The 19999-nt window shown below is 67.8% G+C and carries 19 protein-coding genes; 12 read left to right on the top strand and 7 right to left on the bottom strand.

Features of this window, described 5'->3' with window-relative positions:
* Positions 1–83: 83 nt before the first annotated feature.
* The 7 genes from GQR91_RS02220 (at position 84) to GQR91_RS02250 (ending at position 4281) form a co-directional block, all read left to right on the top strand.
* On the top strand, positions 84–527 hold the full coding sequence (locus GQR91_RS02220) for a CoA-binding protein (protein ID WP_149680997.1): 444 nt from the start codon (positions 84–86) through the stop codon (positions 525–527).
* Positions 528–583: 56 nt separating this feature from the next.
* Positions 584–898, top strand: coding sequence for a hypothetical protein (locus GQR91_RS02225; protein ID WP_149680998.1), 315 nt, complete (start codon positions 584–586; stop codon positions 896–898).
* Positions 899–934: 36 nt separating this feature from the next.
* Positions 935–1318 (top strand): hypothetical protein, encoded by a 384-nt coding sequence (locus GQR91_RS02230; protein WP_175580843.1) that lies wholly within the window; start codon positions 935–937, stop codon positions 1316–1318.
* Positions 1315–1716, top strand: coding sequence for a hypothetical protein (locus tag GQR91_RS02235; RefSeq protein WP_149680999.1), 402 nt, complete (start codon positions 1315–1317; stop codon positions 1714–1716). Before GQR91_RS02230 ends, GQR91_RS02235 begins: the two co-directional genes overlap by 4 nt.
* 10 nt (positions 1717–1726) lie before the next feature.
* The gene (locus GQR91_RS02240; RefSeq protein ID WP_149681000.1) at positions 1727–2203 is read left to right on the top strand and encodes a hypothetical protein; all 477 of its coding nucleotides are present in this window, start codon (positions 1727–1729) and stop codon (positions 2201–2203) included.
* A gap of 124 nt (positions 2204–2327) precedes the next feature.
* Positions 2328–3473, top strand: coding sequence for an acyl-CoA dehydrogenase family protein (locus GQR91_RS02245; RefSeq protein ID WP_149681001.1), 1146 nt, complete (start codon positions 2328–2330; stop codon positions 3471–3473).
* A 19-nt stretch (positions 3474–3492) separates the two neighbouring features.
* Positions 3493–4281, top strand: coding sequence for an SDR family oxidoreductase (locus tag GQR91_RS02250; protein WP_149681002.1), 789 nt, complete (start codon positions 3493–3495; stop codon positions 4279–4281).
* 173 nt (positions 4282–4454) lie between these two features.
* Here GQR91_RS02250 and GQR91_RS02255 read toward each other — a convergent pair whose 3' ends face one another.
* The gene (locus GQR91_RS02255; RefSeq protein ID WP_149681003.1) at positions 4455–5294 is read right to left on the bottom strand and encodes a hypothetical protein; all 840 of its coding nucleotides are present in this window, start codon (positions 5292–5294) and stop codon (positions 4455–4457) included.
* 223 nt (positions 5295–5517) lie between these two features.
* Between GQR91_RS02255 and GQR91_RS02260 the strand changes: the two genes are divergently transcribed.
* Entirely contained in the window at positions 5518–7491 is a 1974-nt protein-coding gene (locus GQR91_RS02260; RefSeq protein WP_149681004.1) for an OPT family oligopeptide transporter, read from the top strand.
* Here the strand turns inward: GQR91_RS02260 and GQR91_RS02265 are convergent.
* From GQR91_RS02265 to queF, 3 genes are all read right to left on the bottom strand, one after another.
* Positions 7466–8749: a glycoside hydrolase family 130 protein gene (locus tag GQR91_RS02265; protein ID WP_149681005.1), complete on the bottom strand. Its 1284-nt coding sequence runs from the start codon at positions 8747–8749 to the stop codon at positions 7466–7468. The two genes, GQR91_RS02260 and GQR91_RS02265, sit on opposite strands and share 26 nt — an antisense overlap.
* A 48-nt stretch (positions 8750–8797) precedes the next feature.
* Entirely contained in the window at positions 8798–11065 is a 2268-nt protein-coding gene (locus GQR91_RS02270) for a glycosyltransferase family 4 protein (RefSeq protein ID WP_149681006.1), read from the bottom strand.
* Positions 11066–11188: 123 nt separating this feature from the next.
* Positions 11189–11635, bottom strand: coding sequence for a preQ(1) synthase (gene queF / locus GQR91_RS02275; protein ID WP_112381756.1), 447 nt, complete (start codon positions 11633–11635; stop codon positions 11189–11191).
* A gap of 97 nt (positions 11636–11732) precedes the next feature.
* On the opposite strand from queF, the gene GQR91_RS02280 reads away from it, so the two are divergent.
* The 4 genes from GQR91_RS02280 (at position 11733) to GQR91_RS02295 (ending at position 16068) form a co-directional block, all read left to right on the top strand.
* Positions 11733–12572 (top strand): sulfurtransferase, encoded by an 840-nt coding sequence (locus GQR91_RS02280; protein ID WP_149681007.1) that lies wholly within the window; start codon positions 11733–11735, stop codon positions 12570–12572.
* 1 nt (position 12573) lies between these two features.
* Positions 12574–13767, top strand: coding sequence for a cystathionine beta-lyase (metC, locus tag GQR91_RS02285; protein WP_149681008.1), 1194 nt, complete (start codon positions 12574–12576; stop codon positions 13765–13767).
* Positions 13764–15056 (top strand): mechanosensitive ion channel family protein, encoded by a 1293-nt coding sequence (locus GQR91_RS02290; RefSeq protein WP_149681009.1) that lies wholly within the window; start codon positions 13764–13766, stop codon positions 15054–15056. The genes metC and GQR91_RS02290 overlap by 4 nt, the downstream gene beginning before the upstream one ends.
* A gap of 187 nt (positions 15057–15243) precedes the next feature.
* Positions 15244–16068 (top strand): TorF family putative porin, encoded by an 825-nt coding sequence (locus tag GQR91_RS02295; RefSeq protein WP_149681010.1) that lies wholly within the window; start codon positions 15244–15246, stop codon positions 16066–16068.
* A 76-nt stretch (positions 16069–16144) separates the two neighbouring features.
* Here the strand turns inward: GQR91_RS02295 and GQR91_RS02300 are convergent, their stop codons facing one another.
* From GQR91_RS02300 to ileS, 3 genes are read right to left on the bottom strand one after another with little or no spacing between them, the layout of a single operon-like run.
* Entirely contained in the window at positions 16145–16555 is a 411-nt protein-coding gene (locus GQR91_RS02300) for a DUF3035 domain-containing protein (protein WP_112381288.1), read from the bottom strand.
* Positions 16548–17054, bottom strand: a complete 507-nt coding sequence (gene lspA, locus GQR91_RS02305; RefSeq protein WP_149681011.1) for a signal peptidase II — start codon at positions 17052–17054, stop codon at positions 16548–16550. Before lspA ends, GQR91_RS02300 begins: the two co-directional genes overlap by 8 nt.
* A complete protein-coding gene (gene ileS / locus GQR91_RS02310; protein ID WP_149681012.1) occupies positions 17047–19986 on the bottom strand; it encodes an isoleucine--tRNA ligase in 2940 nt (979 codons plus the stop codon). Before ileS ends, lspA begins: the two co-directional genes overlap by 8 nt.
* Positions 19987–19999: the final 13 nt, after the last annotated feature.

Raw genomic sequence — 19999 nt, forward strand, 5'->3', positions numbered from 1 at the left:
CCGGGGGTAACACGTTATGATGTCACCGGTCGTGCCCCCGCTGGGCACGAGCGGACCAGGTTTCCCCCGGTCGGGATGCATCCATGCCGCTGTCTGACGATGCCGAGATCAAGGCGCTGCTCGAAGGCGCCCGCACGATCGCGATGGTGGGTGCATCCGACCGCCCCGACCGCCCCTCCTACGGGGTGATGAAACGGCTTCAGGATTACGGATACCGCGTGATCCCGGTCAATCCGCAGATCACCGGCGAGCATGTCCACGGCGAATTCGTGTTTCGCGAACTCGCCCAGCTCGGCGACCCGATCGACATCGTCGACATCTTCCGCCGCCCCCAGGCCGCGGGCGAAGCGGTGGACGAGGCGATCGCAATTGGGGCCAAGGCGGTGTGGCTGCAACTGGGCGTCATCAACGAAGAGGCGGCCGCGCGTGCCGAGGCCGCCGGGCTGAAGGTCGTCATGGACCGCTGCCCGGCCATCGACATACCCCGTCTGGGGGTCGCTCCGATTACCGACGCAACCGGCAACTGATCCTCCGGGTTCAGGTGTCGAGGTAGAGGGCTGAAATATAAGGGGGATAGGCGCCGATGATGACGGTGATGGCTTTGCTGCTCCTGGGCGTGCAAACCGGTGACGCGATCGGCGCCGCCCTGCCCTCCCACGACCTCCCCCGCCGCGACCTGATGCGGCATGCCGGCACCCGTCTCAGCGCCGCCTGCAAAGGCCCGGACTGCGGTACCGAGCCCACCCGCTCCCCCTTCCGCCTCGACGATGACGATGCGCTCGATCCCGATGCCAAGGCCCGCGCGATCGGCGATGACGGCAGCCGCTGCTCGGTCGTCGGCGCGCGCGTCTGCACCCGCAAGCCGCGCACGCTGCTCCGTGCAGAATTGACCAACTGAGCCCGATCGCGCTGGCACAATGATCCCGAACCGGGCATGATCGATGCCGGTTTGGGAGGATCGGCGATGCTGGCACTGGGTCTCGTCCTGATGATGCTGCAGGATGCACAGGGGATGATGGCGCGGGCGGCCACCAAGCTATCCCCGGAACGCCGCTGCATCCACGATCCGCACAGCACCGACATCACCGTTTGCGGCCTGCGCAACGCCGATCGCTTTCGCGTGCCCTTCATCATCAACGATCCCGGCGACCCCCGCCGTCAACCCGTCCGTGTCGAGCGGGAGGCACTGCTCGCGCGCACCAATCCGATCCATGAGAAAAGCCCCTTCCTCGTCGGCGGCGGCCTGGCCGGGGTCAGTGCCACGGTCGGCGGCGACGGGTCCGTGCACGGCGCCACGCTGCGCAAGCCCGCGCCATGATCCTGCTCGCCGCGCTTGTCCTGCTCCAGCAGCAGCCCGCCACCAGCGCCAGCAGCGCGCCCGAGAAGAGCAGTTGGTCGATCCTCGCCGGCTGTCCCGGTACGCAGGCCAAAGGGCAGGAGATCGTCATCTGCCGCGAGCGCGAACCGGATTGGGGCCCGTCCGACCGCCCCGCCCCCTCCAACCCCAAGGTCGACGGGGCCGGTGCCCTCGCCGCTGCGGCAACGCCCTGCGCCGCATCGCAATGGGGATGCCAGACGGGCGTCATGCTGCCGATTGCCCCGGTGATCGGCGCGCTCGCCTCCACGATCCGCAGCGCCACCGCGCCCAAGCCGGACAAGAGAGGCCGGGTCGCCATTCCATTGGAAGACCCGCCACTTCCCCCGCTGCAACCCTGAGGCTCCCTCCATGCCCGTCCTTGCCGCCCTGCTCCTGATCCAGACGGCGGCCACCCCGCTGCCCGCCGCCGATGCGCCGAAAAGCTGGTCGATCCTCAATCCGGATCCCTGCCCCCGCACCGAGGGCGCCGATATCCTGGTCTGTGCGCGCCGTTCCGCCGACGATCGCCTGCCGCTGCCCGACGAGCGCGCACCCGTCGGCCCGCTCGTCTCCAATCCCTATCTCACAGGCGAAGGCGCGCTGGGCGCCGCGACCGCACCCTGCGTCGCGCGGCTGGAAGGATGCCAGGTCGGCTTCAACATCCTCGGCCCCGGCGTCGCCGCCGCGCGCTTGGTTGCCAAGCTGATCGACCCGACCGACGATTGCTGCGCCCCCGGCGAAGCGGGCGATCCCATCGCGCTCGTCCGCGATATCGTCGCCGAGGTGAAGCGCCCCCGCGCCTCCAAGGCCGAGAAGGCCCGGCGCATTCCGATCCCGCTCGACTGATCGACAATCCGGAACGGTCGAGGCAAGCCGCAATCCGCCGTCATCGCCATTTTTCGAACATCGGGTTTGCACCCTCGCATCCACCCCGCTACGCTTCGGCGCAAAGGATGAGGATGCCAGGGGCATGGCGCTGGATGCCGATATTTTCGACGCGCTGATCGCGCAGCTACGCCGCTTCGTTGCCGAGCGCCTGCGCCCGCTGGAGGCGCAGGTCGAGGCGGACGACGCCGTGCCGGCGCATATCATTGCCGAGATGAAGGCGATGGGCCTGTTCGGCCTGTCGATCGCGCCGGAACATGGTGGCCTCGGTCTCACCATGGCGGAGGAGGCGCGCGTCGCGATCGAGATGGGTCGCACGACGCCGGCCTTCCGCTCCGCCTTCGGCACCAATGTCGGCATCGGCAGCCAGGGTCTCGTCATCGCCGGTTCGCCCGAGCAGCAGGAAACATGGCTGCCCCGCATCGCCAGTGGCGAGATCATCACCAGCTTTGCGCTGACCGAGCCGGACATCGGCTCCGATTCCGGCGCGGTAAAGGCGCGCGCGGTGCGCGACGGCGATGTGTACCGCCTGTCGGGCACCAAGCGTTACATCACCAATGCCGACCGTGCCGACCTGTTCACCGTCATGGCGCGCACCGGCGACGATCCGGGCGCGCGCGGCGTGTCCGCCTTTCTCGTCCCCCGCGACCTGCCCGGCATCACCATCGGCACACCCGAAAAGAAGATGGGCCAGCGCGGCGCCAAGGTCGCCGACGTCACCTTTGACGACGTGCCCGTTCCCGTCGCCAACCGGCTCGGCGCGGAAGGCGAGGGATTTCGCATCGCCATGCGCGTCCTCGACCGCGGGCGCCTGCACATCGCCGCGGTCTGCGTCGGCGTTGCCGAGCGGCTGATCGCCGATTGCGTCGCCTATGCCTCGGACCGCCGCCAGTTCGGCCAGCCGATCGCGCAGCATCAACTCGTCCAGGCGATGCTGGCGGATTCAAAGACCGAGGCGCTCGCCGCCCGCGCCCTCGTTCTCGATACCGCCGCCGCCAAGGATCGGGGCGAGGATGTCGTGCTCGAATCCGCCGCCGCCAAATATTATGCCTCGGAAATGGTCGGCCGCGTCGCGGACCGGGCGGTGCAGATCTTCGGCGGCGCCGGCTATATCGCGGATTACGGCATCGAGCGGCTGTACCGCGATGTTCGCCTGTTCCGCATCTACGAGGGCACCAGCCAGATCCAGCAGCTCATCATCGCCCGCGAGACGCTCAAGCGCGGCGGCTGATCCCCGGAGGACACCCATCATGGACACCACCACCCTGTTCCGCCTCGACGGTCGCGTCGCTCTTGTCACCGGCGGCTCGCGCGGCATCGGCCGGATGATCGCCGCCGGCTTTGCCGCACAGGGCGCGCGCGTCTATATCGCCTCGCGCAAGGCCGAGGCGTGCGAGGAAGCCGCCGCGGCGATCGGCGGCGACACCCACCCCCTGCCCGCCGACGTTTCCACGATCGAGGGTTGCCGCGCGCTCGCCGCCGAGATCGCGGCACGCGAGGGCCGGCTCGACATCCTCGTCAACAATGCCGGTGCCGCCTGGGGCATGGCGTTTGAGGAGTTTCCGGAGGCCGGGTGGGACAAGGTAATGACGCTCAACGTCAAATCCCCCTTCTTCCTCACCCAGGCGCTGCACCCGATGCTGAAGGCCGCGGGCGCCGCAGGTCCGCTTGCCAAGGTGATCAACATCACCTCGATCGACGGCCAGCGCCTGAACGGCTGGGAAACCTACAGCTATCAGGCGTCAAAGGCGGCGTTGATCCACCTCACCCGCCGCCTGGCCGCCCGCCTGATCCGCGACCGCATCGTCGTCTCCTCCCTCGCCCCCGGCGCCTTCCCCAGCGACATGAACAAGGCCGCCCGCGACCACGGCGACGCGGTCGCCCAGGCGATCCCCGCCGGCCGCATCGGCGAGCCCGAGGACATGGCCGGCGCCGCGATCTATCTGGCGTCGCGCGCCGGGGACTATGTGGTGGGCGAGACGCTGACCGTCGACGGCGGCCTGGTCAACGCCGCGATCGGCACCCGCATCGACGCCTGAGGCAAAACGCCGCCGGCCCGTCCAAGCACTCGTTCGCCCCGACCACCCGTTCGTCCCAGCCACCCGTTCGTCTCGAGTAGCCGTCGAGTAACGGCGCCGCCGCGTATCGAGACGGCGTATCGAGAGACCGACCGCCGCCTCAAGACGAACGCACCGACGCCCCGCCCGCATCGTCACTTGGCGGGCGGCACCTTGGTGATCCGGCTACCCGCCACCTGCCAGACCGAATTGTCGGACGTGGCGACGACCAGCGGCAATCCCAGATTGTACGACGCAAAGACATGGAGTTCCGACGGCGTCGGCTCCAACAGGTAATTCACCGTCAACGCCACCGGCGCGGCGCCCTTGGGCAGCTTCGCCAGCGGCACCGACAGGCAACTGACGCTGTACGGCCGCTTCGCCAGCACCGCGCCGTCCGGCCCGACCACGACCCGGAAATGGCCCCCGATCGGATAATGCTGCGCATCCTTTTGCGGGGTCAGCAGATAGACCGCGGTCGGCCCGTCCTTGCCCAGCGGCAGTACCACCGTGTTGAACGGGGCCGACGTACACGGCTTGTACCCGCGCTCGACCGCCGCCTTTGCCGCCACGTCGCGTGCCCGCGCCAGCATCGCCTGTGCAGGCGTCAGCGGTGTCGGCGCGGCCGGCATGGTGCTCGCGGTCACCTTGCCATCCCGCACATCCGCCACGAAGAACGCCCGCGCCGCATCGCCCGTGCCCATATAATAGGTCACGTGCAGCACCTCTCCCTCGCCGGGCTCCACCACATAGCCGCCGACGCCGGCCAGCTTGTCCTTCGACACCTTCGCCAGCAGCGCATCGGTGCTGACCCAGGCCGCACGGTCGAAGGTGTAGAGCATCCGCCCCAGCCATGCGACCTGATCCAGCCGCCGTGCGTCACCAGCCGGTGCGGCCGGTGCGGCCGGTGCGGCCGGTGCGGTCGGTGTGGTCGGGGGCGCCGCCTGCGCCTGCGGCACCGCCAACAGCATCAGCACCGTGTTCAGCATCCCCATTCCCACTTCCCTCCCCAGGCGCCCCCACGCTCGCCGATGCGCGCAGCCCCGGCAAGCGCAAAAAGCGCTGTCCTACACGCCCCCGCCTGGCATAGCCTCGCGTCATGCCAGCCTGCTCCCCCGCCGCACACCGTCCGCAGATCACGATTGCAGAAATGGTAAGTGGACACGGCATGGGGGATGTAGTGTCCACTTCCAGCCCGATTGCCCGGACCGACCGCCCATGACCTCGCCCGACTCGCGCTCCCCCGCCGAACTCACGCTGCGCGGCATCGCGCTCGGCGGGCTCATCACGCTGCTCTTCACCGCCGCGAACGTCTATCTGGGGCTGAAGGTCGGGCTGACCTTTGCCACCTCGATCCCGGCCGCGGTCATCTCGATGGCGATCCTGCGCTACCTGCCCGGCGCGACGATCCTGGAAAACAACATTGTCCAGACCGTCGCCTCCGCCGCCGGCACGCTGGCGGCGATCATCTTCGTGCTGCCCGGCCTCGTCATGATCGGCTGGTGGAACGGCTTCCCCTTCCTGCTCACCGCCGGCATCACCATGACCGGCGGCATATTGGGGGTGATGTTCTCGGTACCCTTGCGCCGCGCGCTGGTGGTGGACACCACGCTTCCCTACCCCGAGGGCCGCGCCGCCGCCGAGGTGCTCAAGATCGGCGCCGGCAGCCGCGAGGGCGAGGCGGAAAGCGCACGCGGCCTGCGCATCATCCTCGTCAACGCGCTCGTCTCGGCCGGGTTCGCCATCCTCACCCAGACGCGCCTCGCCGTCGCGGAGGCCGCCTTGTGGTTCCGCGCGGGCCCCGGCGCCACCGGCATCGCGGGCGGACTGTCCTTCGCGCTGATCGGTGCCGGGCATCTTGTCGGCCTGTCGGTCGGGCTCGCCATGTTCGCAGGCGTCGTCATCGGCTGGTGGATCGCGCTGCCCATCCTCACTGCCATAGCGCCCTCCACCGGCAGCGTCGCCGAATGGGCGGGCGGCGTGTTCAGCCGCGACGTGCGCTTCCTCGGCGCGGGCGTCATCGGCGTCGCCGCGATCTGGACGCTGCTGCGTATCATCGGCCCCGTGCTGCGCGGCATCCGCGCCTCCGTCGCCGCCTCGCAGGCCCGGCGCAGCGGCACCATCCTCGACATGTCCGAACGCGACCTGCCGATCGGCCTCGTCGCCCTCGTCTCGCTCGGCCTGCTCGTCCCGATCGCCGCACTTTTGTGGAGCGTGGTGGCGGCGGGCCCCTTGGCGGGCGCCGCGATCCCGCTGATCGCGGGCGCGCTGCTGTTCGTGCTGGTCATCGGCCTCGTGATCGCGGCGGTCTGCGGCTATATGGCCGGACTGATCGGTGCATCGAACAGCCCGGTATCGGGCATCGGCATCCTATCGGTACTGGCCGCCGCGCTGCTGCTCGTCGGCCTGTTCGGCCGCGGCACCCCGCCGGAGACGACGCAGGCGCTCGTCGCCTATGCGCTCATCGTCACCGGCATCGTCTTCGGCGTGGCGACGATCTCCAACGACAATCTTCAGGACCTGAAAACCGGGCAGCTGGTCGGCGCCACCCCCTGGAAACAACAGGTCGCGCTCGTCATCGGCGTCGTTTTCGGCAGCATCGTCGTGCCGCCCGTGCTGGAGCTGTTGAACGGCACGCTGGGCTTCGCCGGTGCACCCGGTGCCGGCCCCAACGCGCTCCCCGCCCCGCAGGCCGCCTTGATCTCGGCCCTTGCCAAGGGCGTGCTGGGCGGCGACCTCAACTGGACGATGATCGGCATCGGTGCCGCGATCGGCGTCGCGGTGATCGCGCTCGACGAGGGGCTGGGCCGCGCCCGCCTGCTCCGCCTGCCGCCGCTCGGCATCGGGCTCGGCATCTATCTGCCCATGTCGGTGACCTTGCCGGTCGTGCTGGGTGCGGTGATCGGCTGGGTCTATGACCGCTGGGCGCTGCGCCAGCGCGATCCGGAGGCGGCGGTCCGCATGGGCGTGCTGACCGCCACCGGCATGATCGTCGGCGAAAGCCTGTGGGGCGTCGCCTTCGCGGTCATCGTCTATGCGACCGGCTCGGACGCGCCGCTGGCGCTGGTCGGCGACGATTTCGCCGCCGTCGCACTGCCGGCCGGCACGCTCGTCTTCCTCGTGCTGGTCGGGGCGCTCTACCGCTTCACGCGGCGGAGCGTCCGCCTCACATCGCCGCCAGCAACTCGCTGATCGCCACAAAGGCGAAGCCGATCGAGCTGTCCGCGATGCCGTACGGCAGGAACAGCGAATCGCCATGCCGGATCGCGCCGCAGGAATAGACGACGTTGGGCACATAGCCCTCCCGGTCCTGGTCCTTGGCGGCCAGGATCGGCTCGCGCGTCCGGCCCAGCACCTTGGACGGATCGTCCTTGTCGAGCAGCGCCGCCCCGATCGAATATTTGCGCATCGCGCCGACACCGTGGGTCAGCAGCAGCCAGCCCTCGTCGATCTCGATCGGCGGCCCGCAATTGCCGATCTGCACCAGCTCCCACGGGAAGACCGGGGTCAGGATCTTCTCGCCCTCGTCCCAGTGCGTCAGGCTGTCGGACTTCAACAGGAACAGGTTCTCGCCGTCCTGCCGGCCCATCATCATATATTGCCCGCCGATCTTGCGCGGGAACAGCGCCATGCCCTTGTTGCGCGACGCCGAGCCGGTCATCGGCACCAGGTCGAAGGCACGGAAATCCTTGGTCCGCATCAGCTCCGACTGGATCTCGGAGCCATTATAGGCGGTATAGGTCCCGATCCATTCGAACGTGCCGTCCTCATGCTCGAACCGCACGATCCGCATGTCCTCCAGTCCTTTGGACTGGGCCTTGGTGATCGGGAAGATGACCGTGCCCGACAGCGTCGAATCGCGGTGGCGATACACCGTCACCTGCCCCGTCGGCACCTCGTTCTCGCCAGCGCCCACCACGTCGGTCGCGGTGGCGAAGGGCGGCTCGGGCGCCAGCTTCAACTGATTCTGGTCGGTGATGATGCCTTCGCGAAACGCGACGGACGAGATATGCCCCTCGCCCACCGCGCGCATCGACATCAAAATGCGCTGCGATCCCGGCGGCATGCCCGACTGGTCGAAATGCGGCACCGCACTGGGGTTCATCAGCGCGGCGGCGGCATAGCTGTATTCATGGCAGAAATATGCACCGATCAGCTGGCGCTTCTCGTCGCCGATCGTGCTGCCGTCCAGCCCCAGCAGGTCCTCGATCTGGTCGTAGCGCGTCATGAACACGCGCCGCGTCTGCCAGTGCCGCGCCTCGAAATCCTTCAACACGATCTCGAGCTGGTTGCGGGCCTCCTCGGCGGACATTTCCAGCACTTCGGCGACCAGCCGCTCGGTGCGGCTGGGCGGCGCACCGATGCCGCCCGCCCAGGCGATGTGAAAGGGCCGCACCACGACGCGGGAAGGATCGGCGTGCAGGCGCAGCCGGTGGTTGAACAGATCCATCGTGCTTTCGTCTCGCCCGTAAACCGCAGCTTCAACACATCCCCGCCCTCAGGCGACGACGCGCGACGCTCCTGCCACGTTCGAGGTAGCTTGGGAAAGCCCCGCAATCGCACAATTTGCCAGTTGCAGCGCCAAAATCGACTCCGCCCCCTGGTTGCGGTTGAGGCCACCCGGCATCAGCCCGTCGAAGCATCCGCCATCGGCCGAGGTGGCAAGCGGCAGGTCCAGGTCGTTATGCCCCAGGAACCAGCCATAGGCACGCTGCGCCTCGGTGATCCAGCGCGCATCGCCAGTCGCCTCATAGGCGGCCTCGCATGCCTCCACCGTCGCTTGCGCTTCCAGGGGCTGCTGGTCGAACTGCAACGGCTCGGCATAGGGCCGCCCGAAGCTTTCCGTGCCGACCGCCCGGAAACGCCCCTCCGGCGAGGTCTGCTTGCCGACGATCCAGTCCAGCGTCTGGATGCCGCAATCGATCAGGTCCTGCCGCCCCAGCACCTTGCCGGCACGGATCAGGGCCTGCGGCACGCGCGCATTGTCATAGGCCAGCACGATCTCAAACCACTGCCATTCCGGGCGGCGCGCCTCGGCGAGCAGTTCCAGGTGAATGTCGGGCAGGCTTTGCAGGATCGTCCGCGCCAGTTGATGGCCGGGCTTCGCCTCCACCATCGCCGCCGCTCCGAGCAGCGCAAAGGCCTGCGCCCGCAGCGACCCCAGTTCCAGGGCCAGCGACGCGGTCGAATCGAACATCGCCCCCGCCCAGTCGCGATGCTTCTGCAACTGCGCGTCGCGTGCGGTGATGCCCAGCGCCCACAGCGTCCGGCCGTTCGAATCTTCCGACCCGACATCCTCGCACCACGTCCGGTCGAAGCGCATGAAGTTGCGATAGCGCCGCGCCTCCGGGTTCCACGCATATTGCAGGAACGATGCGTAGATCGTCGTCCACTTGTCGCGCACCACCGGATCCAGATCGCTCATCGCGCTCATGAAGATCAGCGCGCGGGCATTGTCGTCGATGCAATAGCCATGCCGGCGGTCCGGGATCGAATAGATCGAATGCTGCAACATCCCCGTCGCATCACTCATCCGCTCCACCGCGGCGAAATCCGGCGCCAGGGGTTTCATCGCCGGTGCCTGCTGCACCATCCGTCTAGGGCGCGTCGCCACCATTGCCTTGATCTCCGTGAGCGTCGCTTCGGCCAGACGTGGCCAGATCATCGTCCGCCCGCGCTCATAGGCGCGCTGCGACAGACGATTACGGTCCCGCTCGATAGAGAACAGGTGATCGATTTCCCGTGCAAAGGCTTCATGGTCGTTGAAATCGACCAGCACACCGTGGCCATCGGCCAGGATTTCGGTGGCGTGGACATAGGGTGTCGAGATCACCGCTTTGCCCATGCCCACCGCGTAGGACAGCGTCCCGCTCGTGATCTGGGCCGGGTTGCTGTACGGCGTCGCATAGATGTCCGCCGCCTGGAGATAGTCCAGCAGCTCCTCATGCTCGACAAACCCGTCGATGAAGGCGACATTGCCTGCCACGCCGCGGCTTTCGGCCAGCGCCTTCAGACGGTCGCGATATGCCTCGCCCTCATGCGCGATCAGGTTGGGATGCGTCGCGCCCAGCACGACGTAGAGCAGTTCGGGATGCCGCTGCGCCACTGCCGGCAGCGCTTCGATCATCGTCTCGATGCCCTTGTTCGGCGCCAGCAGGCCGAAGGTCAGCACGACCTTGCGGCCCTGCCAGCCGAACGCATCCTTCATCGCTTCCGCGGCGACCAGCGGCCGGTCGGGCACGCCGTGCGGGATCATCACGATCTGCCGCGGGTCGGCGCCGTAGACGCGCTGCAGGATATCGCGACCACGCTCAGCCATCACGACCACGCGCGCGGCACGCTGCAGCAGTCCTTCGAGCACGCGGCGTTCATCCACGCTCGGCTTTTCGAGCACGGTATGCAGCGTGACGATCAGCGGCAGCGTGGTGCGGTCGAGCAGCGCCAGGATATGCTCGCCGGCCGCGCCGCCATAGATGCCATATTCATGCTGCACCCAGATCGCCTGCGCGCCGCTCGCCTCGATCCGGCGGGCGGTGTCGAGATAGGCCACACGGTCATTCTGGGGGATCGTGCCCGTCACCTCGGGCGGATAGGCGTAGCGACCCGGATGGTCGTCCATCGCATAGACATCGACCGCGATGTCCGGGAAACGGTCCCGCATCGCCTTGTACACATCGGTCGTGAACGTCGCGAGGCCACACTGCCGCGGCAGGAAATTGCCGATCAGTGCCAGCCGTTCGATCATCGCGCCATCCGTCGTCACCATCCTGCCAACCCTCGACATCGCCGGACATGAACCTGCCCGAAACCTTGCGGAGGGATGAACAGTCGAGGACGGGGTTGGTTGCATTTCTGTTGCAATGCAGGATGAGCCGCGCGGCCCCTGCGATCAGCCGCGGCCGCGATACCCCGAAACGCCTTGGTCCGGCAGCCAAAGCGCGGCAGGCGGCGCCGCCGATTGCCAGAATACGTCGATCGGAATGCCGCCGCGTGGATACCAATACCCGCCGATCCGCAGCCATACCGGCTTCATTTCGTTGAACAATCTCTCGCCGATGCCGACCGTGCAATCCTCATGGAAACCGGCATGGTTGCGAAAGCTGCCCAGGAACAGCTTCAGCGACTTGGACTCGACGATCGTCTCGCCGGGAACGTAATCGATAACCAGATGGGCGAAATCCGGCTGCCCCGTGACGGGGCAGAGCGAGGTGAATTCCGGCGCCGCAAAACGCACCAGATACGTCCTGCCGGGCCGGGGATTGGGTACATAGTCGAGCACCGCCTCGTCCGGGCTGGCGGGAAGCGTGCTGGTCTGTCCAAGATGCATGGGATTCATGCTCGCCATGTAGGGCCTGTCGCGCCCGACGCCAACGCCCGCTTCCTATCGACGGCGACGGACAGGCCCGATAGGGACTTTCGCGCTGGAGGTGACGATGGACGCATTGCTGACACCGCAGGCGCTGGCTGCGCTGTTGGACGATCCGGGCATCCGCCTGCTCGATGCGACCCACCTGCTCGGCGATCCCGGCGGCGAACAGTCCCGGCGTCTGTTTCACGACGGCCATATTCCCGGCGCCCGCTTCATGGATCTCGACCATCTGGTCGATCCCGACACCAGCCTGCCGATGATGATGCCCTCGCCGGAGCGCTTTGCCGCCGCGATGGCCGACCTCGGCATAGGCACCGACGACCGCATCGTCGTGTATGACCAGTCTCCCCTGCACAGCGCTGCGCGCGGCTGGTGGATGCTGCGCAGCTTCGGTGCGGCAAACGTCGCGATCCTCGACGGCGGTCTCGCCGCCTGGCAGGCGGCCGGCCTGCCGATCGAACAGGGCGCGGCACCCGCCCCCGCCCCCGGCCGCTTCGTCGCCCATCCGCCCGCCGCGCATCTGCGAACCCTTGCCCAGATGCAGGCGAACCTTTCCACCGATGCCGAACAGGTGATCGACGCCCGCTCGCCCGCCCGCTTTGCCGGTGCGGAGCCGGAACCGCGCGCCGGCGTCATCCCCGGCCACATTCCCGGTTCGCAGAACCTCCATTATGCCCGGCTGTTCGAACCGGATGGCCGGTGGAAGCGCGGCGAAGCCCTCGCGGCCGCCTTTGCAGAGGCCGGCGTCGATTTCGACCGCCCCATCGTCGCCACCTGCGGCTCGGGCATCACCGCCACCGTGCTGGCCTTCGGCGCCCATCTGCTCGGCCACGCCATGGTCGTCTATGACGGCAGCTGGGCCGAATGGGGCAGCCATCCCGACACGCCAAAGGCAAAGGACTGACATGAAGGACGACGATACGCTGGGTGCGGCCACGCGCGTGGTACAGGCCGGCCGGCGCAAGGAGTGGACCGCCGGCATCGTCAGCCCGCCCGTCTGGCGCGCCTCGACGATCCTCTACGACTCGATCGCCGATCTGCGCGCCAGTGCCGGCCGCGACACGCATCACCGTCTCTATTACGGCCGCCGCGGCACGCCGACCCAATGGTCGCTCGCCGATGCGCTGACCAGCCTGGAGCCGGGGGCGGAGGCGACGTTCCTCTACCCCTCCGGCGTCGCCGCCATCGCCGCCGCGCTGCTTGCGGTGCTGTCGCCCAGCGACGAACTGCTGATGGTCGACAGCGCCTATGAACCGACCCGTGCGATGACCGCGTCGCTGCTCGACCGCTTCGGCATCACCACCCGCTTCTACGATCCGCTGATCGGCGCCGGCATCGCCGACCTGATCGGCGACCGCACCCGTGCCATCTTCATGGAAAGCCCCGGCAGCCTGACCTTCGAGGTACAGGACGTGCCCGCGATCGTCGCGGTGGCGAAGGCGCGCGGCATCGTCACGCTGCTCGACAATACCTGGGCGACGCCGCTGTTCTTTTCCGCGATCGACAAGGGCGTGGATTACAGCATCCTGGCCGCGACCAAATATATCGTCGGCCATTCGGACGTGATGCTCGGCTCGGTCACCGCCGCACCCGGCCGCTTCGCGGCGCTGCGCGATACCAGCTTCCAGCTTGGCCAGGTCACCAGCCCGGACGATAGCTGGCTGGGCAGCCGCGGCCTGCGCACCATGGCCGTGCGGCTCGACCGGCATCAGGAAAGCGCGCTCACCATCGCCCGCTGGTTGCAGGACCGGGCCGAGGTGGCCGAGGTGCTGCACCCTGCCCTTCCCACCTGTCCCGGCCACGACATCTGGGCACGCGACTTTTCCGGCTCCAGCGGCCTCTTCTCCTTTGTCCTGAACGGCGGCGGCGAGGCGGCGCGGGCGGCGCTGATCGACGCACTCGAACTGTTTGGCATCGGCTATAGCTGGGGCGGCTTCGAAAGCCTCGCCACGCCCGTCGATGTCGGTCGCATCCGCTCGGTGGCGCGCACCGCTTTCGCCGGCCCCATCGTCCGCCTCCAGATCGGGCTGGAGGACACGGCCGACCTGATCGCCGATCTCGATCGCGGGCTGGCCCGGTTCCGCGCGACGCTGGGATGACGCTTCCCGAATGGCCTCAGGCCAACGGGCTCGACCTCCCGTCGCGGGCCGAGGGGATCGAGGCGGCGATCGCCACCGGGCTGATGCTGGCGATGCTCGGCGCCGGCACGGTGGCGGGCCGCGTCGCCGGCCCGCGCTTCGCCGGTTTCTGGACGCGCCACGCGGCCAATCATGGCGAGCTTGTCGCCGGCCGGCTCTGTACCATCACCCGCTATCTGACCTCGGCCGTGCTGCTGGCGATCCTGTCGGCGGCGTGGCGCTGGTCGCCCTGGGCGCAGGCACCGATCGGGCTGGCTCTGGGCGTGACGGCGGCGCTGGCCGCGGTGCAGATGCTGCGCGGCCTCGGCCTGCCGCGGTGGATGGCGTGGACGGCCGCGGCGATGCTGTTCGTCGGGTTGTTCAGCCAGGCGGTCGGCGGCCTTGCCCCCATCATCCGCGTGCTGGAGGCGATCGGCTTCAACATCGGCACCCGCCGCTTCTCGCTGATGCTGCTCGTCACCATGCTGGTCACGGTCGTTGCGCTCTACGCGGTCGTCCGGCTCGCCAACCGCGTGGTCGAACACTGGATCGCCCATGCCCGCGGCCTCGACCCCACCCAGCGCCTGCTCGGCCAGAAGCTCGCCAGCATCGCCATCGTCGTCGCCGCCTTCTTCTTCGGCACCGACCTCCTCGAAATCGACCTGACCACCTTTGCCATCTTCTCCGGCGGCCTCGGCCTTGCCGTCGGCTTCGGCCTGCAAAAGACCATCGGCAACCTCATCGCCGGCATCATCCTGCTGCTCGATCGCTCGATCAAGCCCGGCGACGTCATCGCGCTGGGGCAGGAGATCGGCTGGGTGAACAAGATCGGCGTGCGCGCCGTCTCCATCGTCACCCGCGACGGCAAGGAACACCTGATCCCCAACGAGAACCTGATGACGCAGGAGGTGGAGAACTGGTCCTATTCCGACCGTAATGTGCGCGTCCGCATCCCCGTTCGCGTATCCTATGACGCCGACCTGCGCCTGGCCCAGCAACTGATGCTGCGCGCCGCGGCCGAGTCGCCCCGCGTCCTGAAAAGCCCCAAGCCCACCATCTGGCTGATGTCCTATGGCGACTATGCGCTGGAACATGAGATACTCGCCTGGATCAGCGATCCCGAGAGCGGCGTCGGCAACGTCCGCTCCGACGTGCTGAACCGCCTCTGGTGGCTGTTCAAGGAGCACGACATCACCCTGCCCTATCCGCAGCGCGACGTGCACATCCGCACCGCGCCACATGCTCCGAGAGACACGCCGCCTCCGCTGTGACCCCGGCGCAACATCCAGTCACGCCACAAGCGTACCGACGCAAGAATCGTCTTGTGCACCGCAACAGCCGCTGTCACAAATCGAACATCGCCGAATAGACAGCGCAGGCGGCTTCCAGCCGCCAACAGACGCTGCATCCGGCGATATGCAGGTGAGAACATCGACTTCTCCGTTTGGAAGGGAAACGATGCGCTTCTCCACTCTACTCCTGGGCGGCCTCATGCTGGCGGCCACCACCCCCGCCTTCGCCCAGGACACCGCCCCGCCGGAGCCGATCACGGTCAGCGGCAGCGTCGCGGTGCTGACCGACTATCGCCTGCGCGGCATATCCCAGACCAACAGGAACGCCGCCGTGCAGGGCGCACTGACCGTCGCCCATGAAAGCGGCTTCTATATCGGCACCTTCGCCTCGAACCTCGCCGGCTGGGGCACGTTCGGCGGCGCCAATCTCGAACTCGATGCGATCGGCGGCTACAAGACCACGGTCGGCTCCGCCACCGTCGATGCGGGCGTGACCTGGTACACCTATCCGGGCGGCGCGTCCGAGTCGGACGTGGTCGAATTCTTCAGTCGCCTGTCCGGTGTCGCGGGGCCCGCCACGCTGACCGCCGGCGTCTATTACGCGCCCAAGCAGACCTCGCTCGGCAATTTCTCCAACACCCCGTTCAGCCGCGGCCAGCGCCAGCACAATGTCTACCTGACCGGCGACGGCGTCGTGGCCGTCCCCAACACGCCCGTCACGCTGAAGGCGCATATCGGCTATTCGGACGGCAATCCCGGCCTCGGCCCCAACGGCACCAGCCTGGCCCCCACCGGCGAATATTGGGACTGGGGCGTCGGCGCCGACGTGGTCGCGTACAAGAACTTGACGTTCAACGTCTCCTATATCGATACCGACATCACCCGCGCCGAATCCGCCTATCTCCAGCCGAATTTCTCGAAGTTCCAGGAACCGGGCGGCAAGTCGATCGCCAACGGCACCGTGCTGTTCTCGCTGACCGCCGCGTTCTGATCCTGTCGGCAGGACGCGAAAAAGGGGGCGGCTTCCCATAGCGGAAGCCGCCCCCTTTTCGTTTGCCCCGGAAAGCTTACTGGGCGCCGGCGCGTGCGTCCTGGCCGTCACCCTCGGGCGCCGCCACGATGTCGCGGGTCGTGGTGCCCTTGTCGACCACATTGGTTTCGGGATCGCCCACCGACGAACGGATGCCGGCATCCGCCGCATCGTCGCCCGCGGCGCCAACCACCGCCTGCTCGCCGGCGCTGCGCTGCGCCCGGCCACCGAACAGTGCGTCCAGCGTCTGCTGCTGCCCGCCCGTCGCCTGCGGCGCGGCACCCGGCTGCGGCGGGACCAGCGCGAAATCGGGCGGGATCACCAGCGGCGCCTGGCGCGCCACCGCGAACTCGTCGGGCCGCGCCCGGTCCAGACCCCCACGGCCACCACAGCCCGCCAGCAGCGCGGCGCAGGACAGACCTGCGATCACGGGCACCAACTTACGCATTGCTATTCTCCACAGGGGCAGCCTTGTCGCGCACCAACAGGGCGCGGACCAGCAGAACCAGAACGCCTATCGTAATCGCCGCATCGGCGACATTGAAGACCAAAAAGGGACGCCATTCACCGAAGTGCAGGTCGGCGAAATCGACCACATAGCCAAGCCGTGCCCGGTCCAGGATATTGCCGAGCGCCCCGCCCAGCACGCATCCCAGCGCGATCTGATCCGCCCGGTTGCGCTCGCGCGTCATCCACACCGCCACGCCCACCGCGATCGCGCTGGTCAACGCCACCAGCGCCCAGCGCTGCAACGTCCCGTCCGCGGTCAGCAGCCCCAGCGAGATGCCGTAATTGGGCACGAAGCGCAGCGCAAAGATCGGCAGCACGTCGCGCACGTCACCCAGATAGCGGATGCCCAGCCCGTGCGTGACGAACAGCTTGCTCGCCTGGTCGGCGATGAACAGCGCCAGCGCGACGAGAAGCCCGGTACGGGGAAGCTTAGCCATGCGACACCACCGCGTCGCACCGGTCGCACAGGCCGCCATCGGCGCTCACCTCGGGCAGGTGCCGCCAGCAGCGCCCGCACTTGGCGTAGTCGGTGCGCGACACGCTCACGCCGTCGCCGGGGCGGACCGCCGCGACGATGAACGCCTCGGCCAGCGCATCCTCGTCCAGCGGCAGCGCCGGCACGGACACCTCCGCCTCCAGCGACGACCGCACGGTCTTTTCACGGCGCAGCGGCTCGATCGCCTCGGTCACCCGCGTGCGCAGCGACCGCACCTCGGCCCAGCGCGTTGACAGCGCATCGTCCCCCGGCAGGGCCGGCAGCTCGGGCCATTCCAGCAGGTGCACCGATCCGTCCTCGGACGGATAGCGCGCCTGCCACACCTCTTCGGCGGTGAAGCAGATGATCGGCGCGGCATAACGGACCAGCGCGTGGAACAGCGTGTCGAGCACGGTGCGATAGGCACGACGGCGCAGCGAGTCGGCCGCATCGCAGTAGAGCGCGTCCTTGCGGATATCGAAGAAGAAGGCCGACAGGTCCTCGTTCGCGAAATCGGTCAGCGCGCGTAAGTAGCGGTTGAACTCGAACGCATCCGCCGCCGAGCGCAATTCGGCGTCCAGCTGCCCGAGCAGCGCCAGCACATAGCGCTCCAGCTCCGGCATCGCCTCCACCGCGACGCGCTCTTCCTCCGCAAACCCGTCCAGCGCACCGAGCAGATAGCGGAAAGTGTTGCGCAGCTTGCGATAGCTGTCCGATGCAGTCGCCAGCACTTCCTTGCCGATGCGGACGTCCTCGAAATAATCGACCGAGGCCACCCAGATGCGCAGGATGTCGGCACCCGACTCGCCGATCACCTTCAACGGATCGACGACGTTGCCCAGCGACTTGGACATCTTGCGGCCCTGCCCGTCGAGCGCGAAGCCGTGGGTCAGTACCGCGTCATAGGGCGCCCGCCCCCGCGTGCCGCAGCTCTCCAGCAGCGACGACTGGAACCAGCCGCGATGCTGGTCGGACCCCTCGACATACAGGTTTGCGCGCGTTCCCTCGCCGAACCGCGCCTCCACCACGAAGGCGTGGGTTGAACCCGAATCGAACCACACGTCGAGAATGTCGTTGACCGGCTCATATTCGGCCAGATCATAGCCGCTGCCCAGCAGCGCCTGATGATCGGCGGTGAACCACGCATCCGCCCCGCCTTCGCGGAAGGCCTCCACGATCCGCGCATTGACCGCCGGATCGTTCAGATACTCGCCCGTCGCGCGGTGCACGTAGAGCGCGATCGGCACGCCCCAGGCGCGCTGGCGGCTGATCACCCAGTCGGGCCGCCCTTCGACCATCGACCGGATACGGTTCTCGGCACGCGCCGGCACCCACCGCGTCCGCCCGATCGCATCCAGCGCGGTTTCGCGCAGCGTGGCACCGTTGCCCTGGGCATGGCCAAGTTGCAGGTCGGCCGGGTCACCGGTGGTCAGAACAGGAGCGGCGCGCTCAGCCTGCTCGGCGCGGTCCATCGGAATGAACCACTGCGGCGTCGCGCGAAAGATCACCTTCGCCTTGGACCGCCACGAATGCGGATAGCTGTGCTTGAAGTCGTCCGACGCCGCCAGCAGCGCGCCGGCATCGCGCAGGTCCGAACAGATCGGCCCATCGGATGCGACGAACTTCTTGTTGATCACCGATCCCTGGCCACCCAGCCAGGCCCAGTCCGCACGGTACAGCCCCGCGCCATCGACTGCGAACACCGGCTCGATCCCATGCGCCTTGCACAGCAGGAAGTCGTCCTCGCCGTGATCGGGCGCCATGTGGACCAGACCCGTACCCGCATCGGTGGTGACGAATTCGCCCGGCAGCATCGGCCGAGGCTTGGCGAAGAAGCCGCCGAGCGCGTGCATCGGGTGGCGGACGACGGCGCCGGCGAGTTGCTTCCCGGTGCCATTCCAAACGGCTCGCAAAACGGGGAAGAACAGGCCACCCTTATCCAGCGAGATTTGCTTGGAGAGCCGGTCCTTGAACTGATCGACCAAAGCCTCCGCGATAACGAACCGCCGGCCCGACCATGCCGAATGCGCCTCGATCAGTCGCTGGACATTGGGCTCGACGTTGCTGCCGACTTCCCCGACGCTGACGATTTCGACAGCGACATAATTGATCGCTTCGCCATAGGCCAAAGCTTGGTTCACCGGGATCGTCCACGGCGTCGTCGTCCAGATCACCGCATGCGCGCCGACCAGGTCCGGCGCGTTCGGCGCTTCCACGATCTCGAACCCGACATCGATCTGGGTCGAGACGATATCCTCATACTCGACCTCGGCCTCGGCCAGCGCGGTCTTTTCCACCGGCGACCACATCACCGGCTTGGCGCCGCGATAAAGCTGCCCCGACTCGGCAAACTTCAACAGCTCGCCGACGATCGTCGCTTCCGCGGCATAGGTCATCGTCAGATACGGGTCGGCCCAATCGCCCATTACCCCCAGCCGCTCGAACTGCGCGCGCTGCACGCCGACCCATTTGTCGGCATAGGCGCGGCATTCGGCGCGGAACTGCGCGACCGGCACCTCGTCCTTGTTCTGCTTCTTGGCGCGGTAGGCTTCCTCGACCTTCCACTCGATCGGCAGGCCATGACAGTCCCAGCCGGGCACATAGGGCGCGTCCTTACCGGCCAGGGTCTGCGAACGGACGATGATGTCCTTCAGCACCTTGTTCATGGCGTGACCCATATGGATGTCGCCATTGGCGTAGGGCGGGCCGTCATGCAGGATGAAGCGCTCGCGTCCCTGCCGCTCGGCGCGCAGCCGCTGGTACAGCCCGATCTTCGCCCAGCGCTCCAGGATCGCCGGCTCCTTGGCGGCAAGCCCGGCCTTCATGGGGAAATCGGTCTTCGGCAGGAAGACGGTGTCGCGCCAATCCTTGGCGGCCTCGGGCGTGTCGGTCATAAGTCTGCCGCCC

It is taken from the genome of Sphingomonas carotinifaciens, from assembly GCF_009789535.1.
GTDB classification, from domain to species: domain Bacteria; phylum Pseudomonadota; class Alphaproteobacteria; order Sphingomonadales; family Sphingomonadaceae; genus Sphingomonas; species Sphingomonas carotinifaciens.